19 protein-coding genes are annotated in these 17,219 nt (G+C 72.0%); 13 read left to right on the plus strand and 6 right to left on the minus strand.

What is annotated here, in order from left to right; genetic code table 11:
* Nucleotides 1–2: 2 nt before the first annotated feature.
* The 7 genes from NMN56_RS06390 (at nt 3) to NMN56_RS06420 (ending at nt 6,642) form a co-directional block, all read left to right on the plus strand.
* Nucleotides 3–953 carry an NTP transferase domain-containing protein gene (locus tag NMN56_RS06390; RefSeq protein ID WP_274042766.1) on the plus strand — a complete coding sequence of 317 codons (951 nt, stop codon included), beginning with the start codon at nt 3–5 and terminating at the stop codon, nt 951–953.
* Complete coding sequence (locus tag NMN56_RS06395; protein WP_274042767.1) at nt 950–2,419, plus strand: molybdopterin molybdotransferase MoeA; 1,470 nt, start codon at nt 950–952, stop codon at nt 2,417–2,419. The genes NMN56_RS06390 and NMN56_RS06395 overlap by 4 nt, the downstream gene beginning before the upstream one ends.
* Entirely contained in the window at nt 2,413–3,495 is a 1,083-nt protein-coding gene (locus tag NMN56_RS06400) for a potassium channel family protein (protein ID WP_274042768.1), read from the plus strand. Before NMN56_RS06395 ends, NMN56_RS06400 begins: the two co-directional genes overlap by 7 nt.
* A 102-nt stretch (nt 3,496–3,597) precedes the next feature.
* A complete protein-coding gene (locus tag NMN56_RS06405) occupies nt 3,598–3,804 on the plus strand; it encodes a hypothetical protein (protein WP_280842745.1) in 207 nt (68 codons plus the stop codon).
* A gap of 10 nt (nt 3,805–3,814) precedes the next feature.
* Nucleotides 3,815–4,792, plus strand: a complete 978-nt coding sequence (locus NMN56_RS06410) for an NAD(P)H-quinone oxidoreductase (protein WP_274042770.1) — start codon at nt 3,815–3,817, stop codon at nt 4,790–4,792.
* A 359-nt stretch (nt 4,793–5,151) separates the two neighbouring features.
* A complete protein-coding gene (locus NMN56_RS06415) occupies nt 5,152–5,997 on the plus strand; it encodes a hypothetical protein (protein ID WP_274042772.1) in 846 nt (281 codons plus the stop codon).
* A 72-nt stretch (nt 5,998–6,069) separates the two neighbouring features.
* The gene (locus tag NMN56_RS06420; protein ID WP_274042773.1) at nt 6,070–6,642 is read left to right on the plus strand and encodes a bacterial proteasome activator family protein; all 573 of its coding nucleotides are present in this window, start codon (nt 6,070–6,072) and stop codon (nt 6,640–6,642) included.
* Between the two features lie 174 nt (nt 6,643–6,816).
* On the opposite strand, the gene NMN56_RS06425 is transcribed toward NMN56_RS06420, so the two are convergent.
* From NMN56_RS06425 to NMN56_RS06435, 3 genes are all read right to left on the minus strand, one after another.
* Entirely contained in the window at nt 6,817–7,536 is a 720-nt protein-coding gene (locus NMN56_RS06425; RefSeq protein WP_274042774.1) for a TrmH family RNA methyltransferase, read from the minus strand.
* Between the two features lie 214 nt (nt 7,537–7,750).
* The gene (locus NMN56_RS06430; protein ID WP_274042775.1) at nt 7,751–9,181 is read right to left on the minus strand and encodes an HTTM domain-containing protein; all 1,431 of its coding nucleotides are present in this window, start codon (nt 9,179–9,181) and stop codon (nt 7,751–7,753) included.
* Nucleotides 9,178–10,008 carry a DUF5819 family protein gene (locus NMN56_RS06435; RefSeq protein ID WP_280842746.1) on the minus strand — a complete coding sequence of 277 codons (831 nt, stop codon included), beginning with the start codon at nt 10,006–10,008 and terminating at the stop codon, nt 9,178–9,180. The genes NMN56_RS06430 and NMN56_RS06435 overlap by 4 nt, the downstream gene beginning before the upstream one ends.
* Before the next feature lie 193 nt (nt 10,009–10,201).
* Between NMN56_RS06435 and paaA the strand changes: the two genes are divergently transcribed.
* From paaA to NMN56_RS06465, 6 genes are all read left to right on the plus strand, one after another.
* Nucleotides 10,202–11,278: a 1,2-phenylacetyl-CoA epoxidase subunit PaaA gene (gene paaA / locus NMN56_RS06440; RefSeq protein ID WP_274042777.1), complete on the plus strand. Its 1,077-nt coding sequence runs from the start codon at nt 10,202–10,204 to the stop codon at nt 11,276–11,278.
* A 5-nt stretch (nt 11,279–11,283) separates the two neighbouring features.
* Nucleotides 11,284–11,568, plus strand: coding sequence for a 1,2-phenylacetyl-CoA epoxidase subunit PaaB (gene paaB / locus NMN56_RS06445; RefSeq protein ID WP_274042778.1), 285 nt, complete (start codon nt 11,284–11,286; stop codon nt 11,566–11,568).
* Nucleotides 11,565–12,287 carry a 1,2-phenylacetyl-CoA epoxidase subunit PaaC gene (gene paaC, locus NMN56_RS06450; RefSeq protein WP_274042779.1) on the plus strand — a complete coding sequence of 241 codons (723 nt, stop codon included), beginning with the start codon at nt 11,565–11,567 and terminating at the stop codon, nt 12,285–12,287. The genes paaB and paaC overlap by 4 nt, the downstream gene beginning before the upstream one ends.
* Nucleotides 12,281–12,931: a 1,2-phenylacetyl-CoA epoxidase subunit PaaD gene (gene paaD, locus NMN56_RS06455; protein WP_274042780.1), complete on the plus strand. Its 651-nt coding sequence runs from the start codon at nt 12,281–12,283 to the stop codon at nt 12,929–12,931. Before paaC ends, paaD begins: the two co-directional genes overlap by 7 nt.
* A gap of 2 nt (nt 12,932–12,933) precedes the next feature.
* Nucleotides 12,934–13,995 (plus strand): 2Fe-2S iron-sulfur cluster-binding protein, encoded by a 1,062-nt coding sequence (locus NMN56_RS06460; RefSeq protein ID WP_274043106.1) that lies wholly within the window; start codon nt 12,934–12,936, stop codon nt 13,993–13,995.
* 274 nt (nt 13,996–14,269) lie between these two features.
* Nucleotides 14,270–15,385, plus strand: coding sequence for an acyl-CoA dehydrogenase family protein (locus tag NMN56_RS06465; RefSeq protein ID WP_274042781.1), 1,116 nt, complete (start codon nt 14,270–14,272; stop codon nt 15,383–15,385).
* Between the two features lie 119 nt (nt 15,386–15,504).
* Here the strand turns inward: NMN56_RS06465 and NMN56_RS06470 are convergent, their stop codons facing one another.
* The 3 genes from NMN56_RS06470 to NMN56_RS06480 all read right to left on the minus strand — a co-directional run bounded on the left by NMN56_RS06470 (nt 15,505) and on the right by NMN56_RS06480 (nt 17,186).
* Complete coding sequence (locus NMN56_RS06470; protein WP_274042782.1) at nt 15,505–15,852, minus strand: rhodanese-like domain-containing protein; 348 nt, start codon at nt 15,850–15,852, stop codon at nt 15,505–15,507.
* A complete protein-coding gene (locus NMN56_RS06475; protein ID WP_274042783.1) occupies nt 15,849–16,670 on the minus strand; it encodes a J domain-containing protein in 822 nt (273 codons plus the stop codon). Before NMN56_RS06475 ends, NMN56_RS06470 begins: the two co-directional genes overlap by 4 nt.
* A 117-nt stretch (nt 16,671–16,787) precedes the next feature.
* Nucleotides 16,788–17,186 (minus strand): winged helix-turn-helix transcriptional regulator, encoded by a 399-nt coding sequence (locus tag NMN56_RS06480; protein ID WP_274042784.1) that lies wholly within the window; start codon nt 17,184–17,186, stop codon nt 16,788–16,790.
* Between the last annotated feature and the right edge of the window lie 33 nt (nt 17,187–17,219).

Raw genomic sequence — 17,219 nt, forward strand, 5'->3', positions numbered from 1 at the left:
GCGTGACCCACGCTTCGGTACCCGCACACCGCCCCCACGGAAGGGGCGTTCAGCCCGAGAGGGCCCACGCGTACGACGCTCTCGTCCTCGCGGGCGGCGGCGCGCGCCGCCTCGGCGGCGTGGACAAGCCCGCCGTCACCATCGGTGGCAGAACGCTGCTGAACCGCGTCCTGACGGCCTGCGAGGGCGCGGAGGCCACCACGGTCGTCGGACCCCGGCGTGCCACGTACAGGCCCGTTCTGTGGGCGCGTGAGGACCCTCCGGGCGGAGGGCCCCTCGCCGGGCTGCAGGCGGGGCTGGCGCAGGTGAAGCAGAACACGGTGCTCGTGCTCTCCGCCGACCTGCCCTTCGTCGACCGCGGTACGGTGCGCGAACTGCTCGATCTGCGTACGGGCGACGAGGGCAGCGTCGTCAGTGACGGGCGCGACCAACCCCTGCTCGCCGCCTACGCCACCGAGCCCCTGCGCCGCGAACTCGCCCTGCTGCGCACCGAGTACGGCCACCTCTCCGGCCTGCCGCTCAGGCTGCTGCTGCCGGGGCTGAGGCTGCGCCGCGTCACGACACCGTCGGCCGCCGCCGCTGCGGCCGACTGCGACACCTGGGACGACATCGCCACGGCGCGGGCCCGTATCAGGGAGCATGGCACCGTGCTGGATGAATGGATCACCGCAGTCAAGGCTGAACTGGGCATCGGGACCGACGTCGACACCACCATGCTGCTCGACCTCGCGCGCGACGCGGCGCATGGTGTCGCGCGGCCCGCTGCGCCGCTGACGACGTTCCTGGTGGGGTACGCGGCGGGGCAGGCGGGCGGCACCCCGGAGGATGTCGCGCGTGCGGCGGCCAAGGCCACGGAACTCGCCCACCGCTGGGCGGCCGAGGCCGCTGAGGGTGCAGCGGGCACCAAGGGCGCCGATGGCACGGAGGACGACGGTACGGAAGACGGGTCATGAGCGGCTCCGACGAACTCGACGAGGCCATCGCCCTGGCCAACAGCGGCAGGTCCAGGCCCGCCACCCCACCGGCACCGCGCCTCAAGCGCATCCGGCGCATCCAGTGGGCGGACGAACAGGCGGAGGCCGCGGCGCACGGCGAACGTGCCGAGGGCACCGCGCACACCGACGGGGCATCCAGTAGCGGTGCGCGCCGGCAGGACCGCGCGCACACGTCTGATTCTCCCGAAGGGCCGGGCCGCACCGAAGAGGCGCCGACCCCCACCTGGGAGGAGGCGCGCGCCCTCGCCGCCGGCGCCGTCGGCGCACTGCCTCCCACGAAGCTCCCCCTCGACCGTGCGCGCGGTCACACGCTCGCCGCTGCGCTGGAAGCGCTCACCGACCTGCCGTCGTTCGACACCTCGGCGATGGACGGCTGGGCCGTATCGGGCCCGGGCCCCTGGGAGTTGGCCCGCGGTGCCGACGGCGCTGAGGCGGGTGGTCTCCTCGCGGGACACCGCGGCGAACCGCGCCAACTCGCCGACGGCCAGGCCGTACGCATCGCCACAGGCGCCCGTATCCCGGCAGGGACCAGCGCGGTCCTGCGCTCCGAACAGGCCCAGCTGACCGCCAAGGGACGGCTGCGCACCGACAGCCCTCCCCAGCCGGGAACGGACATCCGCCCGCGCGGCCAGGAGTGCCGTAAGGGCGACGAGTTGCTGCCCGCCGGCGCTCCTGTCACCCCGGCCGTGCTCGGCCTGGCCGCCGCCGCCGGGTACGACGAGCTGGAGGTCGTGCGCCGCCCGCGCGCCGAAATCCTCGTACTGGGCGACGAACTGCTGCACAAGGGCCGCCCACAGGACGGCCGTATCCGTGACGCGCTCGGCCCGATGGTCGGCCCGTGGCTGGAGGCGTTCGGCGGCGATGTCATCGTCACGCGCCGCCTCGGTGACGACGCCGAGGCGCTGTACGAGGCCGTGGCCACCACCACGGCCGACGTGGTGGTCACCACTGGCGGTACGGCTGCGGGGCCCGTCGACCACCTCCAGCCCACGCTGCGCCGCCTGGGCGCCGAACTCCTCGTCAGGGGCGTACGCGTACGCCCGGGCCACCCCATGCTGCTGGCCACGCTCCCGGGCGCCGATCCGCGCGGTGGCGCCTACTTGGTCGGGCTGCCGGGCAACCCGCTCGCCGCGCTCTCAGGGCTCGTCACGCTCGCGGTCCCGCTGCTGCGCACCCTCGCGGGCCTGCCCGAACGAGCGGTTCCGCAGGCCACGTTGGGCGAGGAGGTGGCGGGCCACCCGCACGACACACGCCTGGTACCCGTAGTGCGCGAGGGCTCGGGCATCCGGGCACGCATCCGGCCGCTGCGGTACGCGGGGCCCGCCATGCTGCGCGGTATCGCCTCGGCCGACGCGCTCGCCGCCGTACCCCCCGGTGGGGCCGCACCAGGCACGGACGTACCCGTGCTGGACCTGCCATGGTGAGGCGCCTGCGCGGCCCTGCGGAGGACAGCGAGGAACGGCACGGCAACGTACTGCTGCCGCGCCCCGACGTCAGCCCGTTCCGGCAGGTGGCACGGCGCCTGCTGGCGGCGGTCGGTGTGCTGTGCCTGACCGTGCTGCTGGTCTACCTGGACCGCGCGGGCTACGCGGACGACGCCGACAACGACGTGTCGTTCATGGACTGCGTCTACTACACGACCGTCACGCTCTCGACCACCGGATACGGCGACATCGCCCCGGTCACCGACAGCGCACGCCTGGTCAACACCCTGCTCGTCACGCCCCTGCGCGTGCTCTTCCTGATCATCCTCATCGGCACCACGCTCGAAGCGCTGACGGACCGCACCCGCCAGCAGTGGCGCCTGTCCCGCTGGAGGTCCGCATTGCGCGACCACACCGTAGTCGTCGGATTCGGTACGAAGGGCAGGTCAGCGACCCAGACGCTGCTGTCGACCGGTACGGGCCGCAACCAGATCGTGGTCATCGACCCCCACCAGTTCGCCGTGAAGGCCGCCAACGCCGAGGGGTTCGCCGGCATCGAGGGCGACGGCACGCGCAGCGAGGTACTGGTGCGCGCCGAGGTCCAGCGCGCCAAGCAGATCGTCATCGCGCCCCAGCGCGACGACACCTCCGTTCTGGTCACGCTGACGGCGCGGCAGCTCAACCCCCGTATCAAGATCGTCGCAGCGGTGCGCGAGGAGGAGAACGCCCCGCTGCTGCGGCAGTCGGGCGCCGACGCGGTCATCACCAGCGCGAGCGCCGCCGGCAGGCTGCTCGGCCTGGCGATGCTCAGCCCGTACGCGAGCACGGTCATGGAGGACCTCATCCAGCAGGGCACCGGGCTCGACCTCAAGGAGCGCCCGGTGACCAAGGCCGAGGCGGGTCACTCGCCGCGCGAGTGCGCTGACCTGGTCGTCTCCGTTGTACGTGGCCACCGGATACTCGCCTTCGACGACCCGGAGGCCGCGACACTGCAGCTGACGGACCGTGTCGTGGTCATCCACCGCGCGACTCCCACGATGCGCGAACCCGACGGCCGCAGGGGCGAGTTCAGGTAGCGGCAGCCGTCGTCACCGTCCCTGATCGCCCTACTCATCCCTTCGGGTGGCCATGGTGGCGCCGGAGGCGTGCGGGCAGGCGTGAGGCGTGACGATGTCGCGATGGACCCGCCTCCCACCTGCCCCAACTGTCCCGACAGGCTCCTGTGGAAGGACACCCGCGAGACCGGGCCCGGCAAGGACGACTCCTGGTTCTGGTTCTGCACGGGCTGCCTTCAGGGGTACGTGCCGACGCCCGACCAGAAGCTCAGATTCACCTATGCGACGTGCGGCCCGGGGGAGCGCGGCGTGCGGGGCGCGTGCGGGTAGCGTCGGCCGTATGCATGCGATCACGATTCCCGAACCCGGCGGCCCCGAGGCCCTGGTCTGGGCAGAGGTCCCCGACCCCGTGCCCGGGGACGGCGAAGTCCTCGTCGACGTCGCGGCCAGCGCCGTCAACCGCGCCGACCTCCTCCAGCGGCAGGGCTTCTACGACCCGCCGCCCGGCAGCAGCCCGTATCCCGGCCTGGAGTGTTCCGGACGCATCTCAGCAGTGGGCCCCGGCGTGACCGGCTGGGCGATCGGCGACGAAGTCTGCGCACTACTGGCAGGCGGCGGTTACGCGGAGAAGGTCGCGGTCCCCACAGGGCAGCTGCTCCCCGTACCGGACGGCGTGGACGTGACGACGGCCGCCGGGCTCCCCGAGGTGACGTGCACGATCTGGTCGAACGTCTTCATGGTCGCCCACCTGCGCCCCGGCGAGACACTCCTTGTGCACGGCGGCTCCAGCGGGATCGGCACGATGGCCATCCAGCTCGGCAAGGCCGTCGGCGCGCGGGTCGCGGTCACCGCCGGCAGCGCGGAGAAGCTGGAGCGGTGCGCGCGGCTGGGCGCCGACATCCTGATCAACTACCGCGAGCAGGACTTCGTCGAGGAACTGCGCTCAGCGACGGCAGGCGAGGGCGCCGACGTGATCCTCGACATCATGGGCGCGAAGTACCTGGAACCGAACGTCAAGGCCCTCGCCGTCAACGGCCGACTGGCGATCATCGGGATGCAGGGCGGCGCCAAGGGCGAGCTGAACCTGGGCACACTGCTCGCCAAGCGCGGTGCCGTCACGGCGACTTCGCTGCGCGGGCGGCCCCCGTCCGAGAAGGCGGCGATCGTCGCCGCGGTACGCGAGCACGTGTGGCCGCTGCTGGCCGACGGCAGGCTGCACGCCGTGGTGGACAGCACGGTGCCGATGCGCGACGCGGCGGAGGCGCATCGCGCACTGGAGGAGAGCGGCCACGTCGGCAAGATCCTGCTGACGCCGTGACCGGTTGGGCCACGACTGGTTGACGGTGCCCGTGGCGGGTTGGCGCGGGCACGACGCCGTGACCGGTTGGCCGGGCCGGTTGGCCGTGACCGGTTGGCGCGGGCCGGACGCCGTGACCGGTTGACCGTGGCTGATCGACCGTGACCGGTTGGCGGAGCCGGATGACCGCAGGCCGTCCGGACGAGGGCCCGGGCGGCCAGGCCGGCCCGCGATACGGGGCGCAGGTTCCGGCCCGCCGTTCGTGCCCGGAATGCCGGATACTCCCCTTCGTGTGACGCTGGATACGTCTCTGGACCATCCAGCCTGGGAGGGTCACGGCCGTGGGGCACGCTCAGCCGAGGCGCGGGGGAGTCACCCTGGTGACCTGTGCGCTGCTGGCCCTTCCGGCTCAGCTCGCCCTCGCGCAGACGGGCCCGGAACAGTCGGGAGCCCGGCCCGGCGCCCGGACCGAGAGGGCCGAGAGCAGAACTGAGGCCAGGGCCGAGACCAGGAGCGAGGCCCGGACACGGAGGTCGCCCGCTTCGGGTGCGTTCACAGGAGCCGGGCCCGGCCCCGAATCGGGCCGCGACACCCTTCCGAGTGCACCGCGCCCCGGCATACCCGTACGGCCGGATCTCGCTCCCCCTCCCGCCACCGACGACCTCGCTCCCGGCTTTCCGGGACACGCACCCATGCACACTCCCTCGGCCCCCGGTACGAGGCCCGCCTCCCCGGTCCGGCCCGGCGAACCCCGTCAGCGGCCGGAGGCGGGGCACCCCGGGCAGAACGAGCACCCAGCACGGCGCGAGGCGCCAAGCGACCGCCCCACCACGCCTCCACGCTCCCCCACGGAACGCCCCGGGCACTCCGCCGACGAGGAACCCACCGACCGCCCCGGCGCCCAGGGCCCCCGCCCACGCGAGGAGCACGGGCACGGCGAGCACCCTCTGCGCACCGGCGAGACCGGACGCAGGCCGGCGCAGCCACCGCCCCCGTCCGGCAACCGTCCCGCGCCCCGTTCCTCTGACCAGGGCCTCGGCAGGCCCGACCCGCACGAGTCCGAAGGGCGCCGCTCCGAGCACCCCCGCGAGAACGGTGCCGGCCGGGGTGCCCGGGTCGCCGCGCAGCCGTCGGGACAGGTGCTGCCCGTGCTGCCGCTGGGCGCCGGTATGACGCTGATCGGGCTGGGGCTGGCCTTCCTGGGCCTGCGGTTGCGGCGCGGCTGAGCAGCAGCGCTCACCCGGCCAAGGGGCCCCCTCGCTCGGCGCGGGGGGTAGGTCAGGATGCAGAATGGGGGCATGACACAGCCGAGCAACGAACAGTCGCAGGAGAGCCCCCAGGTCCTGGTTGTGGGCCCGGATGGAATGGCACTCAGCGGTACCGCGGCCAAGGGCGGTGACGGTGAAGGCGATGAGCAGGCTGAGGTCCCCGTGACGGAGATGGTGGAACAGCCCGCGAAGGTCATGCGGATCGGAAGCATGATCAAGCAGCTGCTGGAGGAAGTGAAGGCGGCGCCGCTGGACGAGGCCAGCAGGGCGCGGCTCAAGGAGATCCACACCAGCTCGATCAAGGAGCTGGAGGACGGCCTCGCGCCCGAGCTGATCGAGGAACTGGAACGGCTCTCCCTCCCGTTCACCGAGGGTTCCACGCCGACGGACGCCGAGCTGCGTATCGCGCAGGCCCAGTTGGTCGGCTGGCTCGAAGGGCTCTTCCACGGCATCCAGACCGCACTGTTCGCGCAGCAGATGGCGGCGCGCGCCCAGTTGGAGCAGATGCGCAGGGCGCTGCCGCCCGGCGCCGTGCCCGAGGACCTCGCGGGCGCCGGTGAGGCGGACCCCCGCCAGGCACGCACAGGCGGCCCGTACCTCTGAGCACATTGCGGCTGAGCACACCGCGGCACGCAAGTAGTCGGCAACTGTGGACTGCGCACCAGTAGTCGTACGACAACGGGACCCGTCCGCATGGACGGTCGCCATGAACGCCCGGCGGACACGCGCCAGTAGGAACGCGAAAACAGGAACGCCCCGTAGGCGCGAGCCAACGCCTCAGTAGGCGCGAGCCATCCAGTGGTAGAGCGCCATGGCCACGCTGGTGGCCAGGTTGTAGCTGGAGACCTGGGGCCGCATCGGCAGCGCGACGAGATGGTCGGCACGGGCCCGGACATCGTCCGAGAGCCCGTGCCGCTCCGAGCCGAAGGCGAGCATCGCACCGGCCGGAAGGTCGAGGGACCGCAGGTCGTCGCCCTCCGGGTCGAAGGCGAAGAGCTGTCCCCCGGGCAGCTCCGGCACCTGCCGATGCTCGACCGTGGTCGCGAAGTGCAGCCCCGCGCTCGCGCGTACGGCCGCGGGGTGCCAGGGGTCCGCGTCACCAGTAGTGAGCACGCCGCCCGCTCCCGCACCCGCGGCCAGGCGCACCACGGCGCCGACGTTGCCGAGGTTGCGCGGGTTGTCGAGCACTACCAGGGGCTCGTCGCGATCGGCCGCCACAGAAGACGTACCGCGCAGGGCGAGCGCTGCCACGCCCGTGGGGTGCGGCCGGGGTACGAGGCGGCGCAACACCTCCGCGGGCACCTCGCGCAGCAGCCCGTCGAGTGTGCCCGTCAGGTCGGGGGCCAGCTCGCTGGAGAGCGCGAGCGCCGCCTTACGGTCCCGCGCCACCGCCACAGGTACCCGTGCACCGAAGCGGAGTGCGTGCTTCAACGCATGGAACCCGTCCAGCAGCACGCCGCCGTCGGCGTACCTCTCCCACTCCGCATCACCGGTCACAGACTCACCATACGGCCGCCTGACGTGCGCCTACCCCGACGCCCATGCCGTCAGCGCCCTACAGGTACGCACACCGACCTCCCCCTCCCATGGGGCGGGGCGTCTCCCGGCGCTGGGCATCTCCCATGCGCTGGGCGTCTCGGCCGGAGCGCGCCACCGGGAAGCGGCTGCCTCGACCCGGGGTCCCTGGACCGCCCAGCCGCGACCGGGCGGCTCAGCGCCGCGCGTGCAGCGAGGAGGGCCCGTCCCCGCTCTCCGCGGGCGCTCCGTCCGACCGTTCCACGGTCTCCTGGGAGCCGCCCTGCCCGGAGCCGCCGCCGTCCTCAGAGGCAACGGCGGCGCCGGAGCCACTGGTAGCGCCGCCACGCCTGCCGGTGCCAGGGCCGGTGTCCAGCCCCGCCTCCGGCCCGTCTCCGCGCGCCTCCTGGTCGTCCGTGCGCTTCCCACGTCCCGCGCCGGGCAGCCGTCGTCCGAGGCGTCCCGTGATCCCCGAGGCGTGACGGCCCGCCCACAGGAGGAAGACGGTGGGCAGGAACACCATGTCGGCGGCGATCATGGCCATCGAGAAGAACGGCAGTCCCAGGAGGAAGGCGATGCTGAGATGCTCGACGATCATCATGGCCAGCAGCACGTTCTTCACGCGCCTGTTGAACAGGGCGAACGGGAAGGCGACTTGGACGGCCACCGTGCCGTAGGTGATCAGGAAGATCATGAGCCCGCTGCCTGCGAGCACCTGGTTCAGATCGGGCCAGGGCGCGAAGTAGTCGAGATGCATCGGGTAGTAGACGGCGGTGCCGTCCTGCCAGCGCGAGCCCTGGATCTTGAACCATCCGGCGGTCGAGTAGATCAGACAGACCTCGACCATGATGATCAACAACGCACCGTTGTGTGCCAGGTTGGCGAGGATGTCGCACACGTCGCGGAACTCGCGCACACGGTGACCGCCGTCGGCCGCCAGCCTGTTGAGCAGCCACCACAGGCCGTACACCGCCCACAGGGCCCAGAAGAAGAGCCCCCAGCCGAGGGTGAAGCCGCCCGCCACCGTGCCGCCCAGTAGTACGGCGCCCAGGACGGCCCACAGTACGGTTCCGCCCACTCCGCGCGCGTGTGCGCTCATCCCCCGCTCACGCAGGCGTGCGGCGCGGCGCGCGTCCAGTGACCACACCTGGCCGCAGCGCGTGAGCATCAGGTAGAGGGACATCAGGTGGATGACGTTGTCCCCGCCGTCGCCCATGAAGACGCTGCGGTTCTGGAGCGAGAGCACGCCGACCATGAAGAGCACCGAGGAAGCACGCGTGTGCCAGCCCAGCATCAGTGCCGCGGAGGAGGCGAGCGCGACGAGGTACACGAGCTGGAACCAGCTGTCGCTACCGGACCACATCAGCACCGAGAAAGCCTGGTTGGAGTCGATCAGCCGCTCGGCCATGCCCCAACTCCAGGGCCCCGATGGCCCGTACAGCTCTTCGCGGTGCGGCCACTCCCGCAGCAGGAAGAAGAGCCATGTGGCACCGAATCCGATGCGTACGATCGCCGTCTGGTACGGGCCGAGCGCGTGCGCCGTGATGCGCGCCAGGCCACGCGAGACGCTCCGCTCGACGCGCGCGCGTGGACTGCCGACCGCCATGTACCGCCCCTGGTCCGTCATTTGGAGACTCCCGGAAGGTCAGCGCTGGTGACCTGCCACCAGGGCTGCACGTGGTACTGGGTCTTCACGTCCGTACGCTCCTGGCTCCACTCGGGCGCGGCGACCGGTGTGGTGGCGGAGCGGAGCTGGATGCGCTCGACGCTGCCGCCGTTCAGTTCGGTTCCGAAGCGCAGCATGACGATGCGCTTCATGTAGCGCTCGGACAGCTGCCCGCGCAGCCCTATGGGCCTGGATTTGTCGTCGTGGTAGTTGGTGTAGAACTCCCAGCCGCGGCGCAGTTCGTTCTGCTGGGTGTGGCTGGGGGCGAGATTGCCACGGATGGCCTTGCCGTCCATGGCGGAGAGGTTGACCCAGCCGGTCGTCTCCGTCGAGCCGTCGTTCTTGGCGACGGTGGCCCGGGCGTGCACGGCGATGTTCTGCTGGAGCGGGTTGGGCGCGAAGAGCTTCCAGTTCCGCTCGAACTCCGGGTACACGTAGGCGTCTACGACATCCGCGTGCTGCTTGCTGACGGTGTTTTCCGGGGCGGTTTGCAAAAAGACCATCGCCACGTGGAACGCGACCGCGACCGCGACGACGGCCACGGCTATCGCCACGAAGATCCGCGCGGGCAGCGAGAGTGCGGCGATCCCGCCTCCGCCCTCACCGCTGGCGCCACCACCGCCGGTGTCCCCACCGGGCTCACCGGGTCCACCACCGTGCCCCTCGGCACCACCGGCCGGGCCTGACCTGCCGGTTCCGTAGTCCCCATGGGACCCGCTCGCGTCACCGGGCGCGACCGTCCCGCCGTCCGGCACCGCTCCGGGCACCTGGTGCGCTGCTGGCTCCATGCCCTCCCTGCTCCCCTGTTTCTCCATGCCCATGACTGGGCCGGTCCGCCTCAGAGACTGTCAGAGCCTACTGGGGCATGGCAGTCCGGCCCCGTGGGTCCGGAGCATTCGGCCTTGACACGTCCCGAGTCCGCACCTCACCATTGAACCGAACGATCGGTCGGTCGGCTGCCGGGAGATCAGGGGGCTCGTAATGACATCGGTGACATCGGCGCTGCGCGGACCGGGCACGGGCGGGACCGACGCCGCGCACCGCGCTGACGGCGACAACGGCGACGAGCACGCCTTCCAGGCCGCCTTCGACGCCGCCGTCGCAGCGGACGAGCGCATCGAGCCGCGCGACTGGATGCCCGACGCCTACCGCTCCACCCTCGTGCGCCAGATCGCCCAGCACGCACACTCCGAGATCATCGGCATGCAGCCGGAGGCGAACTGGATCACGCGCGCGCCGTCCCTGCGCCGCAAGGCGATCCTGATGGCGAAGGTCCAGGACGAGGCGGGCCACGGGCTGTATCTGTACGGCGCGGCGGAGACGCTCGGCGCCGGCCGCGACGAGCTGCTCGACAAGCTGCACACGGGCCGCCAGAAGTACTCCTCGATCTTCAACTACCCCACTCTCACCTGGGCGGACGTCGGCGCGATCGGCTGGCTCGTGGACGGCGCCGCGATCACCAACCAAGTGCCGCTCTGCCGCTGTTCGTACGGTCCCTACGCACGCGCGATGGTCCGCGTGTGCAAGGAGGAGTCCTTCCACCAGCGCCAGGGGTACGAACTGCTGCTCGCCCTCAGCAGGGGCACCGAGGCCCAGCACGCCATGGCGCAGGACGCGGTGGACCGCTGGTGGTGGCCCTCGCTGATGATGTTCGGGCCGCCCGACGACGAGTCGGCGCACAGCGCGCAGTCGATGGCCTGGAAGATCAAACGGCACTCCAACGACGAGCTGCGTCAGCGCTTCGTGGACATCTGCGTCCCCCAGGCCGAAGCGCTGGGCCTCACCCTCCCCGACCCCGACCTGCGGTGGAACGAGGAGCGGGGAGCGCATGACTTCGGTGCGATCGACTGGCAGGAGTTCCGCGACGTGCTGAAGGGCAACGGGCCCTGCAACGAGCAGCGGATCACCCAGCGCCGCACGGCACACGAGGACGGCGCCTGGGTACGCGAGGCCGCAGCGGCGCACGCAGCCAAGCACGCGCCCCGACCGCCCCGGCCCACCGACGGCCCGGCCCGCGACCCCGCCGGAGCCACCGCGACCCGGAAACCGAGGAGTTGAGCCCCATGAGTGCCGACTGGCCCCTGTGGGAGGTCTTCGTACGCAGCAGGCGCGGCCTCTCGCACACGCACGCGGGCAGCCTGCACGCGCCGGACGCGCAGATGGCGCTCCGCAACGCCCGTGACCTGTACACACGCCGCTCCGAAGGCGTCTCCCTGTGGGTCGTACCCTCCCGCGAGATCACCGCCTCCTCGCCGGACGAGAAGGACCCCTTCTTCGAACCGGCCGCCGACAAGGCGTACCGCCATCCGACCTTCTACGAGGTCCCGGACGGGGTGAAGAACCTGTGACAGCGACGGCCCCTCCGGCCCTGGCCACGCTCCCCCTGGCCGACGACGCGCTCGTTCTCTCCCACCGCCTCGGCGAATGGGCGGGCCATGCCCCCGTCCTGGAGGAGGAGATGGCGCTCGCCAACATCGCGCTCGACCTGCTCGGCCAGGCACGCGCGCTCTACGCCGGCCTGCGGGACGAGTTGGGCACCGAGGACGAGATCGCCTACTTGCGTGAGGAACGGACCTTCCTCAACTGCCAGTTGGTCGAACAGCCCAACGGCGACTTCGCGCACACCATCGTCCGCCAGCTCTTCTTCTCCACCTACCAGCAGCCGCTGTACGCGCAGCTCGCGCCGAAGCTCCCCCTCGCCGAGAAGGCGGTCAGCGAGACGGCGTACCACCGGGACCACGCCGAGCAGTGGACCGTACGCCTCGGAGACGGCACCGAGGAGAGCCATGCGCGGATGCAGCGCGCGGCGAACGCGCTGTGGCGGTTCACAGGCGAACTCTTTCAGCCCGTCGAGGGCCTGGACCTGCGCTGGCAGGAGCTGGAGGGGGAGTGGGCCGCGAGCATCACCGAGGTCTTCGGCCGGGCGGGGCTCGACCTGCCCGAGGGGCAGCGGAGCGGCGCGTGGACGGCGGGCGCGGGACGCCAGGGGCTGCACACCGAGCCGTTCGGACCGATGATCGCCGAGATGCAGCATCTGCACCGCAGCCACCCGGGGGCCACATGGTGACCGCCAGTAGTGTGCACAGCCCGACAGGACATGCGCCGGAACGGCTGAAGTCCCTGACGAAGCTGGCCGGTTCGGTGCCCGACCCCGAACTGCCCGTCGTCACCCTCGCCGAGCTGGGCGTGCTGCGCCGGGTCAGCGAGCCCTCGCCCGGCCATGTCGAGGTCGAGCTGACCCCGACCTACACCGGCTGCCCCGCGATCGAGGCGATGGCGGCCGACATCGAACAGGCCCTGCGCGAGGGCGGCGCCGAGCGGGTCACGGTGCGCACGGTCCTGACACCCCTGTGGTCGACCGACGACATCAGCCCCGAGGGCCGCCGCAAGCTCGCGGCACACGGCGTCGCCCCGCCCCGCCCCGGCGCCCGCGCCAGTGCGCCGGTAACGGTCGGCCTGTCCCCCACCCGGCACGCCACACCCGAACCCGAACCCGAGACCGGGCCCGAACCCGACCCCGAGACGGCGCCCGGGACAGAGGCAGGGACAGGAGCAGGAGCAGGGACAGGGACAGCGCCCGAGCCTGTCCGCTGCCCCCTCTGCGGCTCGGCCGACACCGTGCTGCTGGCCCGCTTCTCCTCCACCGCCTGCAAGGCGCTCCGCCGCTGCGAGGCGTGCCGCGAACCCTTCGACCACTTCAAGGAGGTGTGAGCGTGTTCCACGCGCTGCGCGTCACGGCGGTCGAGCGGCTCACGGACGACGCCGCCGCGCTCACCCTCGCCGTACCACCCGGCCTCCGCGAGACGTACCGCTACGCCCCCGGACAGCACATCGCCCTGCGGCGCGTGAACGAACACGGCGAGGAGATCCGCCGTACGTACTCGCTGTGCGACCCCGCCACGCCCGAACCGGCGACGCTGCGGGTCGGCGTACGGCTGGTGGAGGGGGGCGAGTTCTCGACGTACGCCCTCAAGGAACTGCTGGAGGGCGACACCGTCGAAGTGCTGCCGCCCACGGGCAGGTTCGTCCTTCCGCCGCGCCGCGGGCACTTCGCCGCGATCGTCGGCGGGAGCGGCATCACGCCCGTTCTCTCCATCGCGGCCACGCTGCTCGGGCGGGAGCCCGGCGCGCGCTTCTGCCTGGTACGCAGCGACCGCACGACGGCCTCGACGATGTTTCTGGAGGAGGTGGCGGACCTCAAGGACCGCTACCCGGACCGGTTCCAGCTCGTCACGGTCCTCTCCCGCGAGGATCAGCGCACCGGGCTCGCCTCCGGCCGCCTCGACCAGGAACGCCTCACCGCACTGCTGCCCGCGCTTCTGCCCGGGGAGGGCGTCGAGGGCATCGACGGCTGGTATCTGTGCGGCCCGCTCGGCCTCGTCGAGAGCGCGTCCGCTGCCCTGCGCGCCCTGGACGTGCCGCGCGCCCGTGTCCACCAGGAGATATTCCACGCCGAGCCGGCGCCGACCGCCCCACCGCGCGTCACGTTGCCCGACGGCGCCGCGACCGTGAGCGCGACGCTGGAGGGGCGCGGAGGGACATGGATGGCGAAGGAGGGGGAGTCGGTCCTGGAAACGGTCCTGCGGAACCGCACCGACGCCCCCTACGCCTGCAAGGGCGGCGTCTGCGGCACCTGCCGGGTCCGGCTGCTCGCCGGGGAGGTCCACATGGACCGGAACTACGCCCTGGAACCCGAGGAGCTCGACGCCGGCTACGTACTCGCGTGCCAGTCGCATCCCGTCACGCCGGTGGTGTCGGTCGACTTCGACGCCTAGAACACGCGCACCCTCACGCCCCGCCGCACCCGCGCACCTCGCCGATCCTCACACCTCGCCGCGACCTCACGCCTGAACGCGTGCCCGCACCACCACGCGGGCCCGCGCCTCAACGCGTGCCCATAACCAGGCGTGCCCGCGTCCCGCGTCCCCGCACCGCTACGCGTCTCCACACCGTGCGCCCGCCACGTGCCCGCCACGTGCCAGCCCGCATGTATGGCCAAGCGCATGCCGCGACGCTAACCTGACGGCGCGTCAGACACGAGGAGGCAGCGTGGACTTCAGCTTCGGTGAAGAGCAGGAGGCGGCGCGGGAGGCCGCGCGTGCGGTGTTCGCGGGGATCGACCCCGCGCACGTCGGCAGCCCGGCGCTCACGCGCGGAACGGTCGCGGACGACTTCGACCGCACGCTGTGGCGGCAGCTGGCCGAGACCGACCTGCTGGGCCTGTTCGTGCCGCCGGAACACGGGGGTTCGGGCCTCGACGCCGTCGCGCTGTGCCTCGTACTGCGCGAGGCGGGGCGCGCACTCGCGCGGGTGCCGCTGCTGGAGACGAGCGCGGCTGCGCTCACCCTCGGCGCTTACGGCGGCGAGGAGTTGCGTGCGGCCCTGCTGCCCCGTATCGCGGCGGGCGATCTCGCGCTGACGGCGGCGGCGCACGGCAGGAGCGGGCACGAGCCCCCCGAACAGGCCGTCACGGCCACACCGGCGCCCGACGGCACCGGCTGGGTCCTCGACGGCGTACAGACCGCCGTCCCCTGGGCACCCACCGCCGATCTCGTGGTCGTCCCCGCGCACACACCCGAGGGCAGTCCCGTGCTGGCGCTCGTCGCCCCGACGGAGACCCCCGGTGTCACGCTCGCGGAACAGGCGTCGACCAACGGCGAGCGCTACGCCGAGATCCACCTGGACTCGGCCCGTATACCGGCCGGGGACCTTGTCGAGCACCCCGCCGCCGCGGCGCATCTGCACCGGCTGCTCGCCACGGGAACCTGCGCGCTGGCGTTGGGACTTGGCGAACGGGTACTGGAAATGACCAGCGCATATGTGAGCAAACGCGAACAGTTCGGGTATCCGGTCGCCACGTTCCAGGCGGTCGCCGTCCAGGCTGCCGACAGCTACATCGACCTGCGTGCCATGGAGGCGACGCTCTGGCAGGCCGCGTGGCGGCTGGATCCGGCCGATGTCGCGGTGGCCAAGATCTGGGCCTCCGACGGGGTACGCAACGTGGTGCAGACAGCACAGCACCTGCACGGAGGCATGGGCGCCGACACGGACTACCCGCTGCACCGCTTCCACGCGTGGGCCAAGCAACTCGAACTGTCCGTGGGCTCCGCCGCCGCGCACGAGGAGGCACTCGGCGACCTACTGGCCGCCCAACAGCCCGCCTAGCGACGGAAGTTAACCGTCACACACGCAAAGCAAGGAGCAAGAAGGCAAGGGAGCAAGGACCGCTCGGCCCTGCGCCGCACACCGGACCGCTCGGCCCGGCGCCGCAGCGCCCCCGCGCGTCAGCGCACGAACGCCGGGTCCGTCTCGCCGACCAGGGGGCGGCCGGCGCTCTCCCATGCGAGCATGCCGCCGTCGACGTTCACCGCGTCGATCCCCTGCCGCAGCAGATACGCGGCGACCTGCGCCGACCGACCGCCGACGCGGCAGACCACATACACCCGCTCGTCCTCACCGAGACGCTCGGTCAGTTCGCCGAAGCGTCCGGTGAACTCGCTCATGGGGATGTGCAGCGCGCCCTCCGCGTGCCCCGCCGACCACTCGTCGTCCTCGCGGACGTCCAGCAGCAGCGCGTCCGAAGGCAGCGAGGCGATATCGGTCTGGGGCACCTGCCCCGGGAGGGCGTTCATCCCTGCTCCGTCTCTGTCAGTCGCGCCAGCTCACGCTCGCGCTCGGCGACCTGACCGAGCAGTTGCTCGGCGATCTCCTCCAGCAGGGCGTCGGGGTCGTCCGGCGCCATCTTCATCATCGCGCCGATGGCGCTCTGCTCCAGCTCGGCCGCCACCTCGGTGAGCGACTCCTTGCGGCGTGCGAGCCACTCCAGGCGCGCGTACAGCTCCTCGCCGCGCAGCAGTTCAGCGAGCGGCTCGGGCAGCGGGCCCGCCTCCCATTCCTCGTCGAGCGCCGCGAGCGCCGCCGCGTCGCCCTCCACGTACGCCTTGTTGACCCGTACGAGGAACTCCTCGCGGCGCGTGCGCTCCGCCTCGTCCTGCACCAGGTCGGGGTGTGCCTTGCGCACCAGGTCGCGGTACGCCTTACGGGCCTCCTCGCTGGGCCGTACGCGGCTGGGGGGCTGGACGGGCTGTTCATTGAGCATGGCCTGGGCCTCGGGGAGCATGCCGTCCGAGTCGATCCAGCCGAAGAACAGCTCCTCGACGCGTGGCATGGGCAGCACGGCGCCGCGCGCCTCCTCGGCCTTGCGCACGTCCTCGGGATCGCCGGTGCGTGCGGCGACCGCTTCGGCGATCTGTGCGTCCAGCTCGTCGAGGCGCGCGTAGACGGGCCCGAGGCGCTGGTGGTGCAGCCGGGAGAAGTTCTCCACCTCCACCCGGAAGGTCTCGACCGCGATCTCGTACTCGATCAGCGCGGTCTCCGCGGCCCGCACGGCTTTCTCAAGCCGCTCGGTGCCGGGCTCGTCGCGCGCGTGCGTCGGGGAGTTGGCGTTCATCCCGTCCACCCTACGACCCACACGGAAGCACCCGTGGCGCGCGCCTCCCCCGCGCCTCCGCCGGCGCTCAGGATCCCCGGCACACGCACCCCACCCGTATCCGTTCCGCTCCCGTGGTCACTCCTGGAACGCCGAGGGGCAGGAGGCTCCGCCCTCCGGAAGGTTCGCGTCCGCCCAGCGCGTCAGCTCCACCATGGCGGGCTTGAGCGCGTGCCCCGAGTCGGTGAGGCAGTAGCGCACCCGCAGCGGCGGTCCGTCCTCGACCGACCGCACGACCAGGCCCAGCGAGGCCAGCTCGGTCAGCCGGTCGGAGAGCATGCGTTCGCTGATGCCGGGAACGGCGCGGCGCAGCTCGGTGAAGTGTCCTGGGCCACTCATCAACGCGGCCAGTATCAGCCCGGTCCACCGCTTCCCCAGCAGATGGAACACCCGCGTGATGGCGTTCTCGGGCTCGGTGCAGGCCCGAGCAGGGGACCGCTCGTGCGGCTGGTCCTGAAGCTCTCGAAGCTCTGACATGTCTTCAGAGTACTGCGTCGGAACAAGGGGGTG

Source organism: Streptomyces iconiensis, assembly GCF_028657195.3.
GTDB classification, from domain to species: domain Bacteria; phylum Actinomycetota; class Actinomycetes; order Streptomycetales; family Streptomycetaceae; genus Streptomyces; species Streptomyces iconiensis.